Origin of the sequence: Aeromonas sp. BIGb0405 (assembly GCF_024807335.1) — a bacterium.
Classification (GTDB): Bacteria; Pseudomonadota; Gammaproteobacteria; order Enterobacterales; family Aeromonadaceae; genus Aeromonas; species Aeromonas rivuli.
Genome location: NZ_JANUEP010000015.1, coordinates 1 through 19493 on the forward strand (window position 1 = coordinate 1; position 19493 = coordinate 19493).

The 19493-nt window shown below is 59.0% G+C and carries 15 protein-coding genes; 4 read left to right on the plus strand and 11 right to left on the minus strand.

The window, feature by feature from the left end:
• Positions 1-207: 207 nt before the first annotated feature.
• A complete protein-coding gene (locus M2366_RS18680; protein ID WP_259270391.1) occupies positions 208-963 on the minus strand; it encodes an ABC transporter substrate-binding protein in 756 nt (251 codons plus the stop codon).
• 215 nt (positions 964-1178) lie between these two features.
• Between M2366_RS18680 and M2366_RS18685 the strand changes: the two genes are divergently transcribed.
• Positions 1179-1610 carry a universal stress protein gene (locus tag M2366_RS18685; RefSeq protein WP_042039764.1) on the plus strand — a complete coding sequence of 144 codons (432 nt, stop codon included), beginning with the start codon at positions 1179-1181 and terminating at the stop codon, positions 1608-1610.
• Between the two features lie 92 nt (positions 1611-1702).
• On the opposite strand, the gene M2366_RS18690 is transcribed toward M2366_RS18685, so the two are convergent.
• The 5 genes from M2366_RS18690 to gpt form a co-directional block, all read right to left on the minus strand.
• The gene (locus tag M2366_RS18690) at positions 1703-2956 is read right to left on the minus strand and encodes a glutamate-5-semialdehyde dehydrogenase (protein WP_259270392.1); all 1254 of its coding nucleotides are present in this window, start codon (positions 2954-2956) and stop codon (positions 1703-1705) included.
• Between the two features lie 325 nt (positions 2957-3281).
• Positions 3282-4385 carry a glutamate 5-kinase gene (gene proB / locus M2366_RS18695; protein ID WP_224432209.1) on the minus strand — a complete coding sequence of 368 codons (1104 nt, stop codon included), beginning with the start codon at positions 4383-4385 and terminating at the stop codon, positions 3282-3284.
• 89 nt (positions 4386-4474) lie between these two features.
• Entirely contained in the window at positions 4475-4867 is a 393-nt protein-coding gene (crl, locus tag M2366_RS18700; RefSeq protein ID WP_042039768.1) for a sigma factor-binding protein Crl, read from the minus strand.
• A 70-nt stretch (positions 4868-4937) separates the two neighbouring features.
• A complete protein-coding gene (gene frsA, locus M2366_RS18705; protein WP_259238159.1) occupies positions 4938-6200 on the minus strand; it encodes an esterase FrsA in 1263 nt (420 codons plus the stop codon).
• 155 nt (positions 6201-6355) lie between these two features.
• Positions 6356-6823 carry a xanthine phosphoribosyltransferase gene (gene gpt / locus M2366_RS18710; protein WP_259238160.1) on the minus strand — a complete coding sequence of 156 codons (468 nt, stop codon included), beginning with the start codon at positions 6821-6823 and terminating at the stop codon, positions 6356-6358.
• 991 nt (positions 6824-7814) lie between these two features.
• Here gpt and M2366_RS18715 point away from each other — a divergent pair.
• Both M2366_RS18715 and M2366_RS18720 read left to right on the plus strand, forming a co-directional pair.
• On the plus strand, positions 7815-9266 hold the full coding sequence (locus M2366_RS18715) for an aminoacyl-histidine dipeptidase (protein WP_042039770.1): 1452 nt from the start codon (positions 7815-7817) through the stop codon (positions 9264-9266).
• A 327-nt stretch (positions 9267-9593) separates the two neighbouring features.
• The gene (locus tag M2366_RS18720; RefSeq protein ID WP_157013844.1) at positions 9594-9716 is read left to right on the plus strand and encodes a hypothetical protein; all 123 of its coding nucleotides are present in this window, start codon (positions 9594-9596) and stop codon (positions 9714-9716) included.
• Between the two features lie 210 nt (positions 9717-9926).
• Here the strand turns inward: M2366_RS18720 and M2366_RS18725 are convergent, their stop codons facing one another.
• From M2366_RS18725 to M2366_RS18745, 5 genes are all read right to left on the minus strand, one after another.
• Entirely contained in the window at positions 9927-10943 is a 1017-nt protein-coding gene (locus M2366_RS18725; RefSeq protein WP_259270393.1) for an ABC transporter ATP-binding protein, read from the minus strand.
• Complete coding sequence (locus M2366_RS18730; protein WP_259238168.1) at positions 10940-11935, minus strand: ABC transporter ATP-binding protein; 996 nt, start codon at positions 11933-11935, stop codon at positions 10940-10942. Before M2366_RS18730 ends, M2366_RS18725 begins: the two co-directional genes overlap by 4 nt.
• 13 nt (positions 11936-11948) lie before the next feature.
• A complete protein-coding gene (locus tag M2366_RS18735; protein ID WP_259270394.1) occupies positions 11949-13766 on the minus strand; it encodes an extracellular solute-binding protein in 1818 nt (605 codons plus the stop codon).
• A gap of 97 nt (positions 13767-13863) precedes the next feature.
• The gene (locus M2366_RS18740) at positions 13864-14907 is read right to left on the minus strand and encodes an ABC transporter permease (RefSeq protein WP_224432945.1); all 1044 of its coding nucleotides are present in this window, start codon (positions 14905-14907) and stop codon (positions 13864-13866) included.
• Positions 14908-15016: 109 nt separating this feature from the next.
• Positions 15017-16042, minus strand: a complete 1026-nt coding sequence (locus M2366_RS18745) for an ABC transporter permease subunit (protein ID WP_310504100.1) — start codon at positions 16040-16042, stop codon at positions 15017-15019.
• 740 nt (positions 16043-16782) lie between these two features.
• Here M2366_RS18745 and M2366_RS18750 point away from each other — a divergent pair.
• On the plus strand, positions 16783-19395 hold the full coding sequence (locus tag M2366_RS18750; protein ID WP_042039779.1) for a TonB-dependent siderophore receptor: 2613 nt from the start codon (positions 16783-16785) through the stop codon (positions 19393-19395).
• Positions 19396-19493 lie beyond the last annotated feature (98 nt).

Genomic DNA, 19493 nt, shown 5'->3' on the forward strand with positions numbered 1-19493 from the left:
GAATAAGGATGTGGTCTATCCCCCCCAAGGATGCATGAGCTTGGCCACTACAACCAACGTCATCCCTCATGACCGGCTGGCCAAACGTCTGCGCACCGGATCACAAGCGTCATAAGAGAGCAGAGGGTGGCCTATATAGCCACCCAGTGACGGCATAAGCCTGGCCGTCACGGTCAGCGTCATCCCCCATGATCGGCTGGCCAAGGGTCATCGGTCAGATTGAGCCCGCCTTTCCTGCTTGAGGCCCCGTAGAAAATCACTGTAGTAGTCGAGCAAGTGATTCTCCCGGTAGAGCCTGGTCAGCTCCCCGCTGTCGATGAGACGCGCCATGCCTCTATCCCACTCTTGCTGCAACTTGAGCCCGGCGTCGCTGCGCGCAAAGATGGGGTAGCTTGGCAGCCAGCGCAGGAAGACCCGGCTGACATCGGGTGGCAGAGGGTCATTGGCATAGAGCACTCCCGCACTCAGGTAATAACGGTGGCGCCCCTTGGGCAGCAGCGCCATGGCATCCTGATGGCTGTTCACTTCATGCCAGCGCATCGGCACCTTGATGTACTTGTCGAAGGCCCAGCCGCGCTGCCAGAGCACCCGTTGCTGGGCCAGACTCTGCTCTCCCTGCCAGCTCTTGCGCCACTTGTCGAGCATGAAAACTGTCACATCGTCGGCACCGTCCGGATAATGGGGCCAGTGCACCCCCTCCACCTCGTTGAGATAGACCCCCATGGTGATGCCATATCCACCCTTGACCACCATGGCCAGCGCCCGCTTGTAGGGCATGGATTGCGGCTTCACCCGGTAACCGAGCGGCTCATAGATGTGCCGTGCCAAATCCAGATAGAGCCCTCCCCCGTCCGCCTCGCAAAAGCCGGGCCAGTCATCGCAATAGACGGGGAGATCCTCGGCCCGACTCATCAGGGGACAGAGGCAACCGCAGAGCAACAGGATTCGTATCAGTATCTGCATTCCCTCTCCTCTCGCCTCCTGGCGCCATGCTTTGGATTATGCACGGCTTACCCAGAAGATCAGTCTGTTCAGGATCACACCGAGCACCATTTTTCAAATTTGCGAGCCAGTCGCAAGTTATTGTGCGGCAAGCAGGTATAACGGTAGGTGAGATTCATTGGTGGCCCATTTGCGATGGGCTACCCCTCATAAACCACTCGCGAAAGGAGCCTTCCATGTCTATCCGCACCCTGCTCTGTCCCGTCGATTTTTCCCAGATGTCCCAACCCGTACTGGACTATGCCGTCTTCATGGCCAAGAGCCACAATGCCAGCCTCAAGCTGATCCATGTGGTCGATCAGCTCCACGGCTTCGACAGCTACAAGATTCTGCACATGACCGCCATCGAGATCACCCACGAGATGGAACGCCACGCCAAGGAAGAGATACAACGGCTCATCGAGACCTTGCCGATCTCCGCCGACTTCGTCGTGCGCTTTGGCCGCGCCGCCGACGAGATCGTCGCCCAGGCCAAGGAGGACAAGGTGGATCTGGTGGTGATGGGCAGCCATGGCCGCTCCGGCATCAGCCACCTGCTAGTTGGCAGCGTGGCAGAGTCCGTGGTGCGTCATGCCCCCTGCCCCGTGCTGATCGTGCGCCAAGGTTAATGCACTAGCCAATAGTGCCAAGCGCCTCTTTAGGAAACAAACATGCCGACCCTGGGGTCGGCATGTCATTGACTGAGGCGCAGTACCAAGACTCAGGGGCGGGAGAGATAATCCGCCTGCCCCACCCACTTGTAGCTGGTCAGCTCGGTCAACCCCATGGGGCCCCGGGCATGCAGCATCTGGGTAGAGACAGCCACTTCGGCCCCCAGACCAAACTGGGCCCCATCGGTGAAGCGGGTCGAGGCGTTGACATAGACAGCGGCCGAGCCTGCGCCATTGATGAAGCGTTCGGCGTTGCCCAGATCATTGGTCAGGATGGCGTCAGAGTGACTGGCATTGTGCTCGCGCATGTGCGCCAGCGCCTCCTCCACACCGGCCACCAGCTTGACCCCCAGGGTCAGCGCCAACCATTCGGTATCGAAATCGTCGGCCCCCGCCTCCCGCATACCGTTGGCCCCGTTGAGCTGCGCCATGGCATTGGGGTGCGCCACCAGGGTCACCTTCTGCTCGTTCATCCGCGCGACCAGCTTGGGCAGCAACTCGGCGGCAATGGCGTCATGCACCAGCAGGGTATCGAGGGCGTTGCAGGCAGAGGGGCGCTGCACCTTGGCATTGTCGATGACGGCCAGGGAGCGGGTCTGATCCGCGCTCGCATCCACGAACACATGACTGATGCCAAAACCGCCGATGATGACCGGAATGGAGCTGTTCTCCTTGCACATCTTGTGCAGGCCGGCGCCACCGCGGGGGATGATCATGTCCACGTAGCGATCCAGCCGCAGCAGCTCGGCCACCAGCGCCCGGTCCGGGTTGTCGATGTATTGCACCGCCGCAATGGGCAGGCCAGTACTGGCCAGGGCGGCCTGGATCACCTTGACCAGCTCCAGGTTGGAGTGGAAGGTCTCGCGCCCGCCGCGCAGTATGCTGGCATTGCCGGTCTTGAGGCAGAGCGCTGCGATGTCGATGGTGACATTGGGACGCGCCTCATAGATGACCCCAATCACCCCGATGGGCACCCGGCGCCGGGAGAGACGCAGGCCATTCTCCAGCACGCGGCTGTCCAGCTCAGCGCCGACCGGATCGTCCAGGCTCACCACCTTGCGCACGTCGTTGGCAATGCCTGCCAGCCGCTCGGGGGTGAGCAGCAGGCGGTCCAGCATGGCCTCGGACAGGCCGGCTTCCCGACCCGCCGCGATGTCCTTGGCGTTGGCAGCCAATATGGTGCTCTGCCGGGCTTCCAGCTCCTGGGCGATGCTCAGCAGTGCCTGATTCTTCTGGGCCGTGTTGATGGTAGCCAGTTGATAGGCCGCCTCGCGGGCCGCTTGGCCCAATGTCTCCAGACTCATCTTTCGATCCTTTCATATGCCGGCGGGCCCCAGCCCACCACCTAGATTACAGCGATATCATCTCATCGCACGGCATCAACACTACAGCAGTATCATCTCATCGCGCGGGCCACTGCCCTGTATCGCGTAGATTACAGCGCCATCATCTCATCGCTCGGGCCATCGCCCTGCACCACGTAGATTACAGCGCCATCATCTCATCGCTCGGGCCATCGCCCTGCATCGCGTAGATCACAGAGCCATCATCTCATCGCACGGGCCATCGCCCGGCATCAAAACTACAGCAGTATCATCTCATCGCGCGGACCATCGCCCGGCATCAACACTACAGCAGTATCATGTCGTCGCGGTGAATGGCCACGGCGCCATAGCCATAGCCCAGCAGCGTCTCTATCTGATCCGAGTGAACCCCCCGCAGCCGTGTCAGCTCCTCGTGGTTATAACGGCAGATGCCACGGGCCAGCTCGCTGCCATGGGGATCGAGGATCCGCACCACATCACCGCGCACGAAGATGCCCCTGACCCCGGTAATCCCCTTGGGCAACAGGCTGGAGCCCTTGTCGCGCATGGCGACCACGGCCCCGAGATCGACCTGCACTTCGCCAAGGGGCGGTGGGCCCGCCAGGATCCAGCTCTTGCGCCCCTCAAGGGGAGAGGCCAGGGCCGGGAAGCGAGTGCCGATCCGCTCGCCATTGGCGAGACGCCCGACCACTTCCGGCACCTGACCCGTGGCGATCACCACATCGACCCCCGCCCGGCGCGCCACATCGGCCGCCTGCAACTTGGTCGCCATGCCGCCGGTCCCCAGGCCACTGACGCTGCCCCCTGCCAATTTACGCAGGGTATCGTCTATGGTCTGCACCTCCTCGATCAGCTGGGCATCGGGGTTGGTGCGCGGATCCGCGGTGAAGAGCCCGGTCTGATCGGTCAGCAGGATCAGCAGATCCGCATCGGCCAGAATGGCGGCACGCGCAGAGAGATTGTCGTTGTCCCCCACCTTGATCTCGGCGGTGGCGACGGCATCGTTCTCATTGATGATGGGGATGATGCGGTGGTCGAGCAGGGTGCGCAGGGTATCGCGCGCATTGAGGTAGCGCTCCCTGTCTTCCAGGTCGGCGCGGGTCAGCAGCATCTGGCCGACGTGCAGGTCATAGAGGTTGAACAGATCCTGCCAGACCCGGATAAGCTGGGTCTGTCCCACGGCCGCCAGCATCTGCTTGTTGGTCAGGGTCGGGGCCAGTGGGGGGTGCCCCAAATGGGCACGACCGGCGGCGATGGCCCCGGAACTCACCAGCACCACCCGGTGGCCCTGGCGGTGCAATGCGGCGCACTGGCGAACCAGTTCGACCATGTGGGCACGATTGAGCTGGGAAGATCCCCCGGTGAGTACACTGGTGCCCAACTTGACGACTATGGTTTTGTTTTCCATGGAATTGATAAGGCAAAAAGGTAAGGATTCCCTTTATACCCACGCCCCTGCTGCCCTGCAAGGCAATTAACCCCCGCAGGGCAGTCGGGTCAGGCGGCGGTGACGGATAACTCGCGGGTTACCTGCTCCGCGGGGGCAAGTTGGCACTCCAGTTGTGTCAGCTTGGTATTAAGCAGCCGATAGAAGAGTCGCAAGGAGCGGTCTACCTCGACCTGATGCTTCTTGGGGAGCGGCTTGTCTATCCAGTTGCCCTCGCCGTTATAAAAGCCGAGCTGATAGTGGTACTGGAAGTGGTGATCGTCTTGCTCCAATACCAGCCACCAGCCCCAGAACTCCCGCTTGTCCGGCGCCGCCTTGGCGCTGACGCAGACCGACAGGCAATCAAAGTAGTAGCGCCCCTCATGACAGAGGTCTTCCCTGAGATAAGGGCCAATGGCGGCAAATTGCCGCAGCAGGCGTTTATAGGTGACTCTTTCTGGCATGTTAACCTCCGTGTTGAACAAGCAGTGCCATCACATCAACCGGGATACTGACGGCGTAAAAAGAAGATATTCAAGTACATAGATGTTGCTTGAGCCAAGTTACCGTTTCATGAAGCGCCTGGTCATAGACCTCCCGCAACGGCTGCTTGTCAAACACCACCGCCTTGCCATTGCGGCTGCAGGCGGCCAGTGCCCTGACATCAGACTCTGGACAGATAAAGTCCCGCTTGTGACCGATGCTGAGGATGGGCACCGAGGTGCGCGTACTCATCAACCCCTGTTTTTTCAGGGAAAACACCTGACTCTTGGTGCGGATCTGTTCCCAGTCAGCGGCATTGGCACCCAGCCTGTTAGCCAGACTATCACGCATCATGCGCGGACACTTGGCAAAAAGCGATGGGTCGGCGAAGCACTGATTCACCCCGGCACCGATGCAGACCACGGTACGTAATTTGAACGGTTCAATGAAGGCGAGCCTGGCCGCTATGTTGCCCGCAAAGCGAAAACCCACCATGGCAATGCGCTGGTGATCGACCCAGGCCACCTCGGCCAGATAGTGCAACACGGCTTGATGCAGGCGGCTGGTGTCCTGCACCAGGGGCCAATGTTCGGCGTAGCCGATGCCCGGCATGTCGAGGGAGAGCATGCCAATACCATTCGGGGCCAAATACTTGCGATAAAAATTGAGGTAATCGAGCTGGAGTGAGTCGATGCCCCCGCTCACCATCACCAGTGGCACCGGCTTGTCGATGGTCGGCAGGTGCAAGTAGCCCTGAATGTGTTTGCCGCGAAACGGCACCTGTATCTCTTTGAGGGGCACCTCGAACAGGCGCCCCGCCTCCCGATAAGCGAGATTGCCGAGCAGTTGAGCCTGATCGGCCAGCTCATCGTGTTTGAGATGGGGATAACTGGCGATGGAGTAGTAGCGCACCGCCTTGAGCAGGGCATTGATTGCCTCCGGACGCTGACCTGCGTCGGCCAGGGCTCGCCCTTGCTTGAAGTGACCGCCGGCCTGCTGGCTCCATTCAAAGACCCAGTTGCCTGGCACATAGCCCTTGATGGTATCGAGCAACTCAGGGTGGCTCCGCTCCCCCTTGCCCATGGCGATCCGGGCCAGGGTCTGCTCCACCTCGACCGGATCCGCCCCTTGCCAGGCCCAGGAAGGGCGGCGCAGCAGACGATACCAACTGCGCACCGCAGAACCGTCGATGAAGTCCTCCGTCTCAGCCTGCGGCTCAAGGGGACTGCTGTTCGATATCTCCGAGGTCTCCTGGACCTTCTTGACTCGGGTAAAGAGTTGCTCGGTCAAGTTAATGTCGTCATTTGGCTTCACTGCATCGTCTCATCGCCATCAATCAGTGACCCATCTTACCCAGGTTTTGTCATGGCAGACCACCCCAGACTGGCCCCATTGCCACGCCACAACGAAACAGGGCCCCCGAAGGAGCCCTGTGTATCAACAAGCGGTGCCCGCAGAGGCCGTCGGCATTACTGCTCTTCGCAGATGGGCGTGGTGAACTCCAGCGCCATGTCCCAGGGTTGCTCAATCCAGGTGTCTTGCGGAATGGCGACTTCGAAGTCATCCACCAGCGGCTCGCCGAGGGGCTTGGCGAAGATGGTGATGAACTTGGCTCTTGGATAGAGCTCGCGAATGGCCTTGGCGGTACCGCCGGTGTCGACCAGATCGTCAACCACCAGCCAGCCTTCACCGTCCCCGGCGGTGGTTGCGGCCTTGACCACAGCCAGTTCGCGCTGGTTGTTGTGGTCATAGCTGGAGATGCACAGGGTCTCTACGTTGCGAATGCCCAGTTCACGGGCCATCAGGGCCGCGGGCACCAGGCCACCACGGCTGACGGCGATGATCCCTTTCCACTGGCTGACAGGCAGTTGGCGACGAGCCAGACGACGGGCTTCCCGCTGCAGGTTATCCCATGACACGTAGAATTTCTTAGGCATGCTATCGATCTCGACAAGTTATTTTAAAACAGATGAACACTTGAAATTTATTACCTGCCAACGCTCGTCCCCGGAGTGATACCACAGGGTCATGCACCAAATTCAGCTTGCACTCGATCCCGCTCGGGCTAAGCAGCCGGGCCGGAAACGAACAAAATAGAGAGGCAATCTGGGCTCACCATGACAACGCATCGCAAGGAATGGGCATGGACAGGCTATTGGGCGGCTATGTTAGCACCCTTTCCCGGTGAAAAGGTTGGCAAACGTATGCCTTTTTATCAGCAAACCGGAAGGTGAGTATCGTTTGATGCCGCCCTCTTGGCTCAGTGATCGGCGAGGAAGGGGGCGCTGTTCAGGCAGCCTTGGCAGGGAAACGAGACGGAGATGAGGGCAGCCCAAGGGGATATGGCGTTCAGCATGAGAAGAAGGCATAAATGGCGGGCAAAAAAAAGCAGGTGGAGGAGACCTCACGCCTGCTGTTTTCTCTACCTGGGTCCATGGCGCTCGCCTCTGGGCCCTATCGCCGCTTAACGACGATTGACAAAGGCATTCGGATAGCTGAAGCCCTGGGTGTAGAGAGAGGGGGTAAACCAATAAGTTGCGCTACTGCCTGACATATAAACTCCTGATTGCTTAACAAGTTACGTACCTTTATGCGTGCTTGAATCCTTAAGCTGACACTCGGTTCCATGGAGGCGCACTTGCTTTGCTTCGGTTCCCTGGAGGCACTTCTCGTCATCCTGACAGTGGTGGAGACCACGGAGGACAATTTACCAGCATCATCGTAAAACTCAATATTTTTGTGATGTGAGTCACAAAAATAAATCACCAGTTTTGGGCGTCACACCAGCTTGCCAGCCTGGCCAAGGCGAGTGACGGCCATGATTTGTGCTGATCGCTCACAGTTTTACGGGATTGACTGTATTATCGTTACCCTCTTCATCAGGCCCTGGTGGGCCCGGTTATTTCCCGTGCTGGTAAGGAGTCTGACGTGGCACCTCTTAGTTCTCTATCTCCCAAACTGATTTGGCACTTCTTCGAACAGATCTGCGCCATTCCCCATCCCTCCAAGCATGAGGCCAAGCTCAGTGCCTGGATCACCGAATGGGCCCTGAGTGAAGGGCTGGCGGTCAAACAGGATCCCGTGGGCAACCTCATCATCAAAAAGCCCGCCACCCCTGGCATGGAGAACCGCAAGGCCGTGGTGCTGCAAGCCCACATGGACATGGTGCCCCAGGCCAATGCCGACACCCAGCACGACTTCGCCACCGATCCCATCGATGCCTACATCGATGGTGACTGGGTCACCGCTCGCGGCACGACCCTCGGCGCCGACAACGGCATGGGCATGGCTGGCTGTCTGGCCGTGCTGGCCGACAAGAGCATCAAGCATGGTCCGCTGGAAGTGCTGCTGACCACGGACGAAGAGACCGGCATGACCGGCGCCTTCGGCCTGGAAGCGGGCTGGCTGGAAGGCGAGATCCTGCTCAACACGGATTCGGAAGAAGATGGCGAGGTCTACATGGGCTGCGCCGGTGGCGTGGATGCCAATATCCGCTTCCCCCTGGAGCAGGTTGCTGCCGGTGAGGGCGCAGGTTTCGAGCTGCACGTGAAGGGACTGCGCGGCGGTCACTCCGGGGTCGACATCCACCGTGGTCGTGGCAACGCCAACAAGCTGCTGGTACGCCTGCTCAAGGCGGCGGAGCCCCTGGGCGTGCGCCTTGGCGATATCAGCGGCGGCACCCTGCGCAATGCCATTCCCCGCGAAGCCCGGGCCAAGCTGCTGGTGCCCGCAGCCAGTGTCGCGGGCTTCAAAGCTTTGGTCGACCAGTATGCCGGTATCTACCAGAGCGAGCTGGCCGCCGTCGAGGCAAACCTGACGGTCTTGCTGCAAGAGCAGGATGCCCCGACCAAGCTGCTCTCTGACGATCTGCAGCGCCGCCTGCTCGACGCCCTGATGGCCTGCCCGAACGGGGTGATGCGCATGAGCGATGCCATCCCGGGGGTGACCGAGACGTCGACCAACCTGGGGGTCATCAAGACCCTCGACAACGAAGTCTATGTCCAGTGCCTGATCCGCTCCCTTCATGACACGGGTCGCGAGAGCGTGGAGCAGATGACCCGCTCCCTGTTCAGCCTGGCCGGCGCCAGCTGCGAGTTCACCGGTGCTTATCCGGGCTGGGCACCGAACGTCAACTCCCCCGTGATGGCGCTGGTGCGAAACAGCTACCAGACCCTGTTCGGCGACCTGCCCAATGTCATGGTGATCCATGCCGGTCTGGAGTGCGGCCTGTTCAAGAGCGCCTACCCGGATTGGGACATGGTCTCCTTCGGCCCGACCATCCGCGGCGCCCACGCGCCGGGCGAGAAGGTGCACATCCCGGCGGTCGAGCGCTTCTGGCAGCTGCTGGTCCATGTGCTCGAGCAGATCCCTGCCAAATAAGACCCAGGCAGTCCAACATGCCCCGCCTGGTGCGGGGCATGATCCAAGCCCCACTCATCTCTTCGCCTTCTCCCCCCGCCTCTCCTGCTTGCTTTTTGCTGACTCACAGACCGCAGCGGCTGCCCTGCCGCCAAGATCTTCCCCCTGAACCGACCTGCAACCGCTTTCTGAAAACCTATCCATGAGCCGACTTGCACAGGAAAACCTTTTCCAGGAGTTTTGTTGTTTAATTACCTCAAAATTTGATCTACATCACATTAATCGCTAGGATTGAACCGTGACCTTTGTCACAGAAACATCCCAGACAACAGAGCAACGAGGTGAATCATGTTTGAGAACCTGGCAGTGCTGTTCCACCTTAAAGGTGCCACCAGCAAGAAAAAAGGCAGTGTTGAAAAGGACACTTATGCCCCGGCCACTCGTAACTACTACTTCCGTTACGGTGCCTAATCACAACGGCAATCATGTCGTTATTAACCAACAAAATACCTATCAATACCACACACAGCCGCCATGCCATCCGGCACGGCAGTCCTGCCCAGGCCTCTGTGCGCACGCACTCCCAGGCCGAACCTGAACGCTACCAATGAAGATGGGGCCCACGGGCCCCATTTTTTAATTCCCTTGCCCCCGGCTCCCTCATCTCCAGGCACTCATCCTTCAGATCACCTTTCCCAGTGGCACCGGATCCTGCGTCGGCACCTCCTGAAGCGGCAGCGGGAAGTGGCAGGCAACCAGATGGGTCTCTCCCGCACAGGGGTCGAGCTTGGGTGACTGGCTGCGACAGCGTTCACCGGCATGGGGGCAACGCTGATGAAAATGGCAACCTGGGGGGGGTGAGATGGGCGAAGGCACATCCCCGCTCAGCAAGATCCGCTGATTGCGGCGCCGCGGATCCGGCACCGGAATGGCGGAGATCAGCGCCTGGGTATAGGGATGGCGCGGGTTGCGGTACAGCTGCTGGGCCGGGGCTATCTCGACGATGCGCCCCAGGTACATGACGGCGATCCGATCCGAGATATGCTTCACCACCGACAGGTCGTGGGCGATGAAGATGAGGGCCAGGTTCATCTCCCGCTGCAGGGTCAGCAACAGATTGATGATTTGCGACTGCACCGACACATCCAGCGCCGACACCGCCTCGTCGCAGACCAGCAGCTTGGGCTTGAGCGCGATGGCGCGCGCGATGCCGATGCGCTGACGCTGCCCCCCTGAAAACTCATGGGGAAAACGATCCGCCGCCGTCTCGGGCAGCCCGACCTTGCCGAGCAGCTCTCGCACCCACAGCTGGCGCTCACTGCGACTGCCCTTGCCGTGAATAATGAAGGGCTCTTCCAAAATCTGGCCCACGGTATGGCGACCATTGAGGGATTCTGCAGGATCTTGAAAGACGATCTGCATCTCCTGGCGCAGGGATCGCATATCCCCGGCACTCAATCCCGTAATATCCCTCCCCTCGAAACAGATTTGCCCCGCCGTGGGTTCGAACAGCTTGAGCAGGGAGCGACCCAGGGTCGACTTGCCACAGCCAGATTCCCCTACCAGCCCCAGCGTCTCCCCTTGCTTGAGATCGAAGCTGATGCCATCCACCGCGTAGACGGTGTACTTCTTCTGCAACAGGCCGCCGCCCATGACGAAGTGCTGCTTGAGCCCTTTGACACTCAACAGTGGCGTCATACCCGGATCTCCTTCCAATGATGGCAAGCCACGGCGTGCCGGTTTTGAAGCTGCTCCATGGGCGGCACCTGACTGACGCAGATGTCGCTGGCATGGGGACAACGGTTGGAGAAACGGCAACCCGCCGGCATCTCAAAGAGTGCAGGCACCTGGCCCTTGATGGTGTTGAGCAGGGTCTTGGGCTCATCTTCCAGGCGAGGGATCGAGTTCATCAGGCCATGGGTATAGGGGTGATGGGGCTGCTCGAACAGATCAAATATCTGGGCGCGTTCCACCGCGCGCCCGGCATACATGACCACCACCTCGTCGCACAGCTCGGCCACGACCCCGAGATCATGGGTGATGAAGAGAATGGCCATCCCTGTCTGGGCTTGCAGCTCCTTCATCAGCTCCAGGATCTGGGCCTGGATGGTGACATCCAGCGCCGTGGTCGGTTCGTCACAGATGAGCAAGTCCGGCTCGCAGGAGAGCGCCATGGCGATCATTACCCGCTGGCGCATACCGCCAGAGAGGTTATGGGGATAGACATTGAACCGCGTCTCGGGCTCCGGCATCCCCACCTTGCGCAACATGGCGATGGCGGCCTCCTTACGCTGGGCCTTGCTGTACGCAGGCCTGTGCAGGGTGAATACCTCCACCAGCTGGGCGCCTATGGTCTTGACCGGGTTGAGTGCCGTCATCGGCTCCTGAAAGATCATGGCGATCCGATTGCCGCGCACCTTGTACATCTGCTCCGGGCTTAAATTGAGCAGCTCCTCCCCCTGAAAATTGATGGATCCCGCCACCACCTGACCATGAGGCTTGGGCAGCAGTCCCATGATGGCCAGGGAGGTGACGCTCTTGCCGCAGCCAGACTCGCCGACTATCCCTAAGGTCTGGCCCGCCTGCACCTTGAAGCTGACGCCGTCCAGCACCTTGATCTTGCCGTCATCGACACTGAACTCCACCTCAAGATCCCGAACGTCCAGGATGGGCACCTTGCTTATCGACATCTGACTCACCCTCTCAACTGCGTGCATAGGTCTTGTCGACCATGTCTTGCGAGGGCAGGCTCTCGCCCGCATCCCTGGCCTGTCTGGTCTCTTCCTTTGCCTTGGGATCGAGCCAGAGCAAGCCACCACTGCTATAAGGGTAACCGTCCATCGGCCAATAGAGCTGATCCGGCGAATTTCGGGTGGCAGGCACCTCGGGCAACATCACATAACGCCAGGCACTGGCCCGCACATAGTTGAGCTGGGCACCGGGCACGAAGATGGCCAGATCGTAGATGCGCTGCTGAATTTGCTGGGAGAGCTTGGCACGCTTGTCGGTGTCGAACTCGCTGCCATAGGTATCGATCAGGGTATCGAGCGCCTTGTCCGCCACATTGAAGAAGTTGTTGGTCTGGGGCTTGTTGGCATTATCCGAGTGGAAGAACTCCCAATATTGCGGATAGAGGCCACCGCCACCCCAGCCGAGCCAGGCCGCCTCATGCTTCTTCTCCAGCATCACCTTGAAGCCGGTCGCGCCATCGACCAGGTTGAGCTCCAGATCCAGACCCGCCTTCTTGGCCTCTTCCTTGAGCGCGGTCAGCCGTTTGGTGTGCTCAGTGGTGGCATAGGTGATGGCCAGACTGAGCCGCTCCCCCTTGCCATTTTGCAAGATACCGTCCGGTCCCGCCTTGTCGAATCCACCCTTGGCAAAGTAGTCACGGGCCTGATTGATGTCATAGGTACGCTCGGGTAAGGCAACCTCGGTGAAGGCACCAAAGCCTGAGTCAAAGGTGGTGGCGCGCTGATAGTCGCCATAGAGCACCGTCTTGATCATCTTGTCGATGTTGAGGGCGTGCTGGATACCGAGCCGGACATTGATATCGGCCAGCTTGGGATTGGCAATGTTGAGGTGCAGCCCCTGAGCGCCCTGCTTGGTGTCCGTCATGGCCATCACCTTCTTGACCAGCCCCTGCTTGTACTCCTGGGTGTTGGCCTTCTCGTGCCACCAGTTCGGCAGCAGCATCTCGAAGCTGTCAAACTCCCCCTTCAGGAAGTGGCGAAAGGCGATGTTGCGATCACGAATGACCTGCACCTTGATGGTATCGACATTGAATCTGTGCTGGTTGTAGCGATCGCTTTGGGCCCACCACCCCTTCTGCTTGCTGAAGGTGATGGACTTGCCCTTCTTGACCTCTGTCATCACATAGGGCCCTGTGGTCGGTACCACGGCCCAGTTGTACTTCTTCACCCAGTTCTCATCGAGGGTGTAATAGTGCTTGGGTTGCGGCCACAGCTCAGTGGTATTGAGCAAGTCCAGTTTGGCCTTGGGGTTACCGGCCTTGACCAGGATGGTGTGCGCATCAATCTTCTCTACCGCCACCACCTCGGTGGTGTAGTAGTTGTTAAACCAGGGGCCCTTGATGTGCCTGGATCGCATCATCTCGTAACCGAAGGTGTAGTCATCGGCGGTGACCGGCTTGCCATCGGACCACTTGGCGCGGGGATCCAGCTTGAAATAGACGGTCTGATTGTCAGGGGCGATGGCCCATTGAGTCGCCAGCGACGGAATGGGGTTGCCGGTATTGGGATGAAAACTGATCAGCCGCAGCTGGTTATCCAGGATATAGGAGCGGAAGGCGCCATTGGAATCAGGCCCTACGGTGCGAAAGGTCAGCGGAAAACTGTCGACAAACATATTGAAGGTGCCGCCCGGCAGCGCCTTGGCAGAAGCAAACTGGGGATCCTGATCATTGGTCTCCCAGACCAGCCCCTCCGGCAACGTCGCCGCCCACACCCATTGCCCGTTCACCAGCAGGAAGAGGGCCCCTATCCATTTCATCTTGTTGTTCATCTTGACCTCCTGGTCACTGCATCCCTGCACGGGGCACTGATTGATAACGGGTAACATTCACAAGGTGCGCCCGCCTCTGCAGAGGCGTGGCGACCACTCATTGATAACGGGTAAATTTACGAGGATCGAAGGCTTCACGCACCGCTTCCCCGATGAAGGAGACCATGATCAGCACCAGACTCACCGCCACCACCACGGAGCTGACGATCCAGATGGCATCCAGATTGTTGATGCCTTGGGAGAGCAGCTCTCCCCAGCTGGGGGTCGGCGGCGCCAACCCGAAACCGAGGTAATCGAGCGCCGTCAGGGTCGAGATGTTGCCGACCACGGCGAAGGGCGCCAGGGTCACTATCATCACCAGGGTATTGGGCAGTATGTGGTTGAAGATGATCCGCTTGGTGCTGGCACCCTGGGCCCGCGCCGCCATCACATAGTCTCGCGCCCGCTCCTTGTAGGTGAGGGTACGCATGTACCAGGTGATCCCCATCCAGCCGAACAGCACGTTGATGCCGACAAAGAGGCCGAAGTTGGGCTTGGCCAGGGAGACCAGGATCATGATGACGTAGAGGAAAGGCACCTGGGACCAGATCTCGATAAAGCGCTGCAAGAAGAGATCAAACTTGCCGCCCAGAAACCCCATCATGCAGCCAATGCTGACACCGATGAGGTAACTCGCCACCAGGACGATGAAGGCAAACCCGATGGCGATGCGAAAACCGTACACCAGCCGCGCCAGCACATCGCGACCACTGGTGTCGGTGCCGAGGAAGTGGCGATCCGCCAGGCTGGGGGCGTAGGGCGGGTAGACATCTTGCTTGAAGTCTTGCTCGTAGGGATTCCAGGGCACCGGGGGCAGCAGCACCCAGTTTCCGTTGTTCTCCTGCTCGAACTTGCCCTGCAGCTGCCGGTAATTGGTCTCGTATTGGTAATCCAGCCCGAAGTGCTGGCCCGGGATCACGTCGCCATAGGTGGGGAAGTAGAGCTCCCCCTGATAGTTCACCACCAGCGCCCGGCTGTTGACCAGCAGCTCCGCCAGCAACGCCAGCATCACCAGGGTTGAGAAGATGATGAAGGAGTAGTAACCCCGCTTGATGGACTTGAAACGCTTGAGCTTCTTTAGCGTGACCGGATTCAGGTTCATGATCACTCTCCAAACCGCACGCGAGGATCGACGGCCGGCATCACCACGCAGATATCGGCAAGGATCATGCTGCTTGGCATCGCCATGATATTAAGGACAAGGTTCATGATCATTCTCCAAACCGCACGCGGGGATCGACGAGGGCAACGCAAATATCCGAGACGATATTGCCCACCAGCATCAGCATGGAAGTGATGGCGAGTATGCCCATGACGGTGGGGTAATCCCGCTCGACGATGGCCTCGTAACCGAGCAGACCGATGCCGTCGATGTTGAAGATGGTCTCAATCAGGAAGGAGCCGCCAAAGAAGACGGTGAGCACCGACCCCAGGTGGCTGGCGATGGGGATCAGGCTGTTGCGCATGGCGTGATCGGTCACCGCCTTGCGAAACGGCAGCCCCTTGGCCACGGCGGTGCGCACATAATCCGCCGACAGGTTCTCCATCAGGCTGTTTTTCATGGTCATGGTGAGGATGGCAAAGTCGCCGATGGCATAAGCGATAAGCGGCAACAAGGCGTGGGAGAAGACGACCACTATCTTGTCCCAGCTGCTCTCCATGTACTCGAAGTCATCGCCGGGGAAGCCCCCCATAGGCAGCCACTCCAGGTGAAACGCGAAGACGGTGATGAGGAAGATCCCCACCACATAGGCGGGCAAGGCATAGGCCATGTAGATGAGCATCGAACTGATGGAGTCGAAACGGCTGTTGTGTTTGAGCGCCTTGGCCACCCCGAGCGGGATGGATACCGCATAGCTGAGCAGGAAGGTCGCCAGCCCGAAGAAGGCGGTGACGGGTAGCCTGTCCTTGATGAGATCCCAGACCGGCTCGTAGTAACGGGTCGACTCCCCCAAGTCGAGCACCACCAGCTTCTGCAGCCACTCCCAATAAGCGATCAGCATCGGCTTGTCGAGACCATAGAAGGCCTTGAGTTCCTCGATCTGCTCGTCGGAGAGGGCCTGGCCGCCTTTGCTGCCGCTGGATCGCCCGGATTCATTTTGCGAGACCTGAGCTTGCAACAGCATGCGCTCGACCGGGCCGCCCGGTACGAAACGGGTGACGGTGAAGACCAGCAGCGTGATGCCTAGAAACGTCGGGATGATCAAAAGCATCCGACGTAAGAAATACGACAGCATGGTGGGTTAAACCTCGTCCTTGTTGTTATTGTGTGGCCAGTCATTTCCTGTGACTGGCCTCTCCTTCCTGGCACGACAAGCTGGATTGACTGGCAATTTGACAAACAATCCGCTCGGCCACTGTAAAACCTCTGCAACAAAAATCAAGTAAAACGAGCCCTTGGTCTCCTCTCACCCCCTTGCATGTCGCAACAGTGTAAATCACTGCACTTTTTTTGCTGAAAACTTAAATTCGAAATAAAAAACCACTATTAAAAAAAATATTTAAAGAATTTAAGTTTTGTTTCATTCATGTGACCAAAGAACAGAAGGCGCATAAAATCAATAGGTTAATACAGCTCATTAAAATAGCTATAAAGAAGCAATAGACAGCCATCTCATCTGACCAGCCAATCTATTTATCGGGCCACCCTCGACACTCAGCAGTTAAAAATATCGTGAACGGCTGGAAAAGTGAGATGAAACTCAACAAGACCCCATCGTTAGTAATAAGTTCCGTATTAATCAAATACTTCACCAATAAGCGCGTTAACATCACATTAACCTTTCATTTTGCCATGCGCCAGAATATATAACTAAGAAAACGTTGTGCATTTAATATTGTGCCGCCACAAAACGCGATCTCCCCATACAGTGCCCATCAATTGACTCCCGCCGCCAAAACTTGATAAGCCTTACGCACTGCTCCAACGAGGGCGGTTCAGGAAGCAAACAATAAACAACCAGGAAGGATACAAGCGATGCTTAGGAAAAGCAGGATCTCTGCTGCCATCGCGTTCGCGTTGGCGAGTGCAGCAGCAGTAGTGGCCCCCTCTGTCTATGCCGAAGAAGAGGGCCAATCCGTTGAACAGCTGCAGAAAATCAAGGTCACTGGCTCACGCATCTCCCGCGTCGATGTCGAAGGCTCCACCCCTGTCGTCTCCGTCAGCAAGGCCCAGATAGAACAATCCGGCCAGCAAACCGTCGCTGACTACCTCAAGCAGGCCTCCTACAACTCCTTCGGCGGCGTCTCCCCCTCTTCGGGCAGCTCCTTCCAGTCCCAAGGCACCGTCGGCCTGCGTGGCCTGGGGTCAGAGCGAACCCTGGTACTGCTCAACGGCAAGCGGGTCGCGGGCTCCCCCACCATGGGTGGCACCGCCATCAACCTCAATACCATCCCCATGGCGGCCGTTGAGCGGGTCGAAGTCAACCTGGACGGCGGCTCCGCCATCTATGGCTCCGACGCCATCGGCGGCGTGATCAACGTCATCCTCAAGCAAGACTACGAGGGTCTGCAATTCCAGGGTCGTCTCGGTAGCCCGTCTGAAGACGGCGGTGACGAGAAGAGCGGCTCCGTCATGGCCGGTATCACCGGGGAGAAAGGCTCCCTGATGGCCGTCTATGAGCACGACAAGAAAGACATCATCTACTCCCGGGATCGCGACTATCTCGTCAAGCAGGGCAAGGAGGCGCCGAGCGCCTATGGCCGCAACGTCGAGGGCGTCACCGGGGTAGACGGCAATGGCGATGCCCAGTGGAAATATGGTCCCCTGGCGGGCGCCACCGATGCCAATGGCACCTGCAAAGAGCCCTTCACCAACTTCGATGGCGGCTGTAACTATGACTACGGTCAGGTCGCCGCCAAGACGGCTTCGCGCAGCCGGGATACCCTCTATCTCAACGGCCGTTATCACATCAACGACAGCGTCGACTTCGTGCCGCAGATAGTCGCCTCCCGGGTCGAGAGCTTCGGGCGCTTCGCCCCGGCAGCAGGCTCCTTCACCGTGGATGCGGCCAACCCGAAAAATGCCGCCTTCTACCAGCAAAATGGCCTGGATGCCGCCGCCACCGAGAGCCTGGGGGAAGCCGCCTACGTCTACTACCGCTTCAACAACGTCGGCACCCGCGACAACCTGGTCACAGATACCACCGGCAGTCTCAACCTGGCGTTCGAGGGCACCCTGCCTACCGAAGCGGTCGGCGATCTGATCTGGAACGCCGGTTACATGTACTCCAAGACCGACAACAAGGAGAACGGTACCGGTTACGTGCTGGCCCCCGCCGCCCAGCAAGCGGTTGCCGATGGCAAGTTCGTCAATGGCGAGTTTGATGCTGACACCACGGCCTCCATGGCGGCCGATACCAGCCGCCGCGCCACCATGGACTTCTACCAGTGGTATGCCGGTGTGCAGTGGGACATGGGCGAACTGCCAGCCGGCCCGGTCAGCTGGTATGCGGGCGCCGAGTACAACGACTGGGTCTATGCCGACAAATATGATTCCCAATCGGAAGCGGGCAACATCATAGGGTCGTCCGGCAACTCCTCGGGGGGCGATCGCAACGTCACCGCCGTCTATGTGGAGACCCTGATCCCGATACTGGAAGAGGTCGAGCTGAGCGTCGCCGGTCGCTATGACAAGTACAGCGACTTTGGCAGCGCCTTCTCCCCCAAGGCCAGCCTGCGCTATCAGCCCCTGGACAACCTGATGTTCCGCACCTCCTGGTCGCAATCCTTCCGCGCCCCCAGCCTGCAGGATCTCTATGCTGCGGACTCTTATTCAGCGGACTGGGCCAAGGATTACGTCTACTGCCAGAACAACGGCATCTCGGCAGCCGACTGCCCGAACCAGCAGTACAATACCACCCGAACCTCTAACGAGGAGCTGCAGGAAGAGACGGCCAACACCTTGAACTTCGGTGCCAGCTACAGCCCAATCGACGACCTGAACTTCTCCCTGGATTACTACATCATCAAGATTGAGGATGTCATCCAGCTCAACTCCACCCAGTCCATCATCTATGACGAGCTGAACAACGGCGGCTCCAGCCTGGTCGAGCGCCGCAGCGACGGCAAGATCCGCAATGTCACCTCTCCCATGGTCAACCTGGGGGATCTGAACACCAGCGGCCTGGACTTCAAGGCGGATTATCGCTACGACCTGAACTTCGCCACCATCCGCTATGACTTCGGCAGCACCTACATCCTGGAGTACAAGGAAGGTCTCTACGCCGGTGGCCCGGAGATTGACAAGATTGGCCAGAACGGCAAGCCGCAACTGCGCTTCAACTCAGGGGTCGGCGTGAACGTGCCCCAGTGGTGGAACATGGATACCTATCTGAGCGCGAACTACATCGACTCCCAGAGCCAGGACTATCTCGCCGACAGCGGTGAAGAGACGGGCCACATCGCCTCCAACACCACCTGGAACCTGAACGTCGGGGTCGATACTCCCTGGGATGGCAAGCTGCAGGCCGGTGTGAAGAACATGTTCAACCGTATTCCATCTCTCGAGAGCGATGGCTTCACCTATGACGAAGACATCTACAGCATCGACGGTCGCATCTACTACCTCGACTACACCCAGAAGTTCTGATCCCTGTGCTGACATAACAGTAAGCCGGCCCCCGGGCCGGCTTTACCCAAGGTCCAAAGAAGTAACGGAGATAGGGTAATCCTATGAAAACAAGGACG

Coding starts and splice junctions, on each gene's coding strand:
- M2366_RS18720 (WP_157013844.1), top strand. CDS start 9,594: ATGTTTGAGAACCTGGCAGTGCTGTTCCACCTTAAAGGTGCCACCAGC.
- M2366_RS18725 (WP_259270393.1), bottom strand. CDS start 10,943: ATGACGCCACTGTTGAGTGTCAAAGGGCTCAAGCAGCACTTCGTCATG.
- M2366_RS18730 (WP_259238168.1), bottom strand. CDS start 11,935: ATGTCGATAAGCAAGGTGCCCATCCTGGACGTTCGGGATCTTGAGGTG.
- M2366_RS18745 (WP_310504100.1), bottom strand. CDS start 16,042: ATGCTGTCGTATTTCTTACGTCGGATGCTTTTGATCATCCCGACGTTT.
- M2366_RS18685 (WP_042039764.1), top strand. CDS start 1,179: ATGTCTATCCGCACCCTGCTCTGTCCCGTCGATTTTTCCCAGATGTCC.
- proB (WP_224432209.1), bottom strand. CDS start 4,385: ATGGAAAACAAAACCATAGTCGTCAAGTTGGGCACCAGTGTACTCACC.
- M2366_RS18680 (WP_259270391.1), bottom strand. CDS start 963: ATGCAGATACTGATACGAATCCTGTTGCTCTGCGGTTGCCTCTGTCCC.
- M2366_RS18735 (WP_259270394.1), bottom strand. CDS start 13,766: ATGAACAACAAGATGAAATGGATAGGGGCCCTCTTCCTGCTGGTGAAC.
- gpt (WP_259238160.1), bottom strand. CDS start 6,823: ATGCCTAAGAAATTCTACGTGTCATGGGATAACCTGCAGCGGGAAGCC.
- M2366_RS18690 (WP_259270392.1), bottom strand. CDS start 2,956: ATGAGTCTGGAGACATTGGGCCAAGCGGCCCGCGAGGCGGCCTATCAA.
- crl (WP_042039768.1), bottom strand. CDS start 4,867: ATGCCAGAAAGAGTCACCTATAAACGCCTGCTGCGGCAATTTGCCGCC.
- M2366_RS18750 (WP_042039779.1), top strand. CDS start 16,783: ATGCTTAGGAAAAGCAGGATCTCTGCTGCCATCGCGTTCGCGTTGGCG.
- M2366_RS18740 (WP_224432945.1), bottom strand. CDS start 14,907: ATGAACCTGAATCCGGTCACGCTAAAGAAGCTCAAGCGTTTCAAGTCC.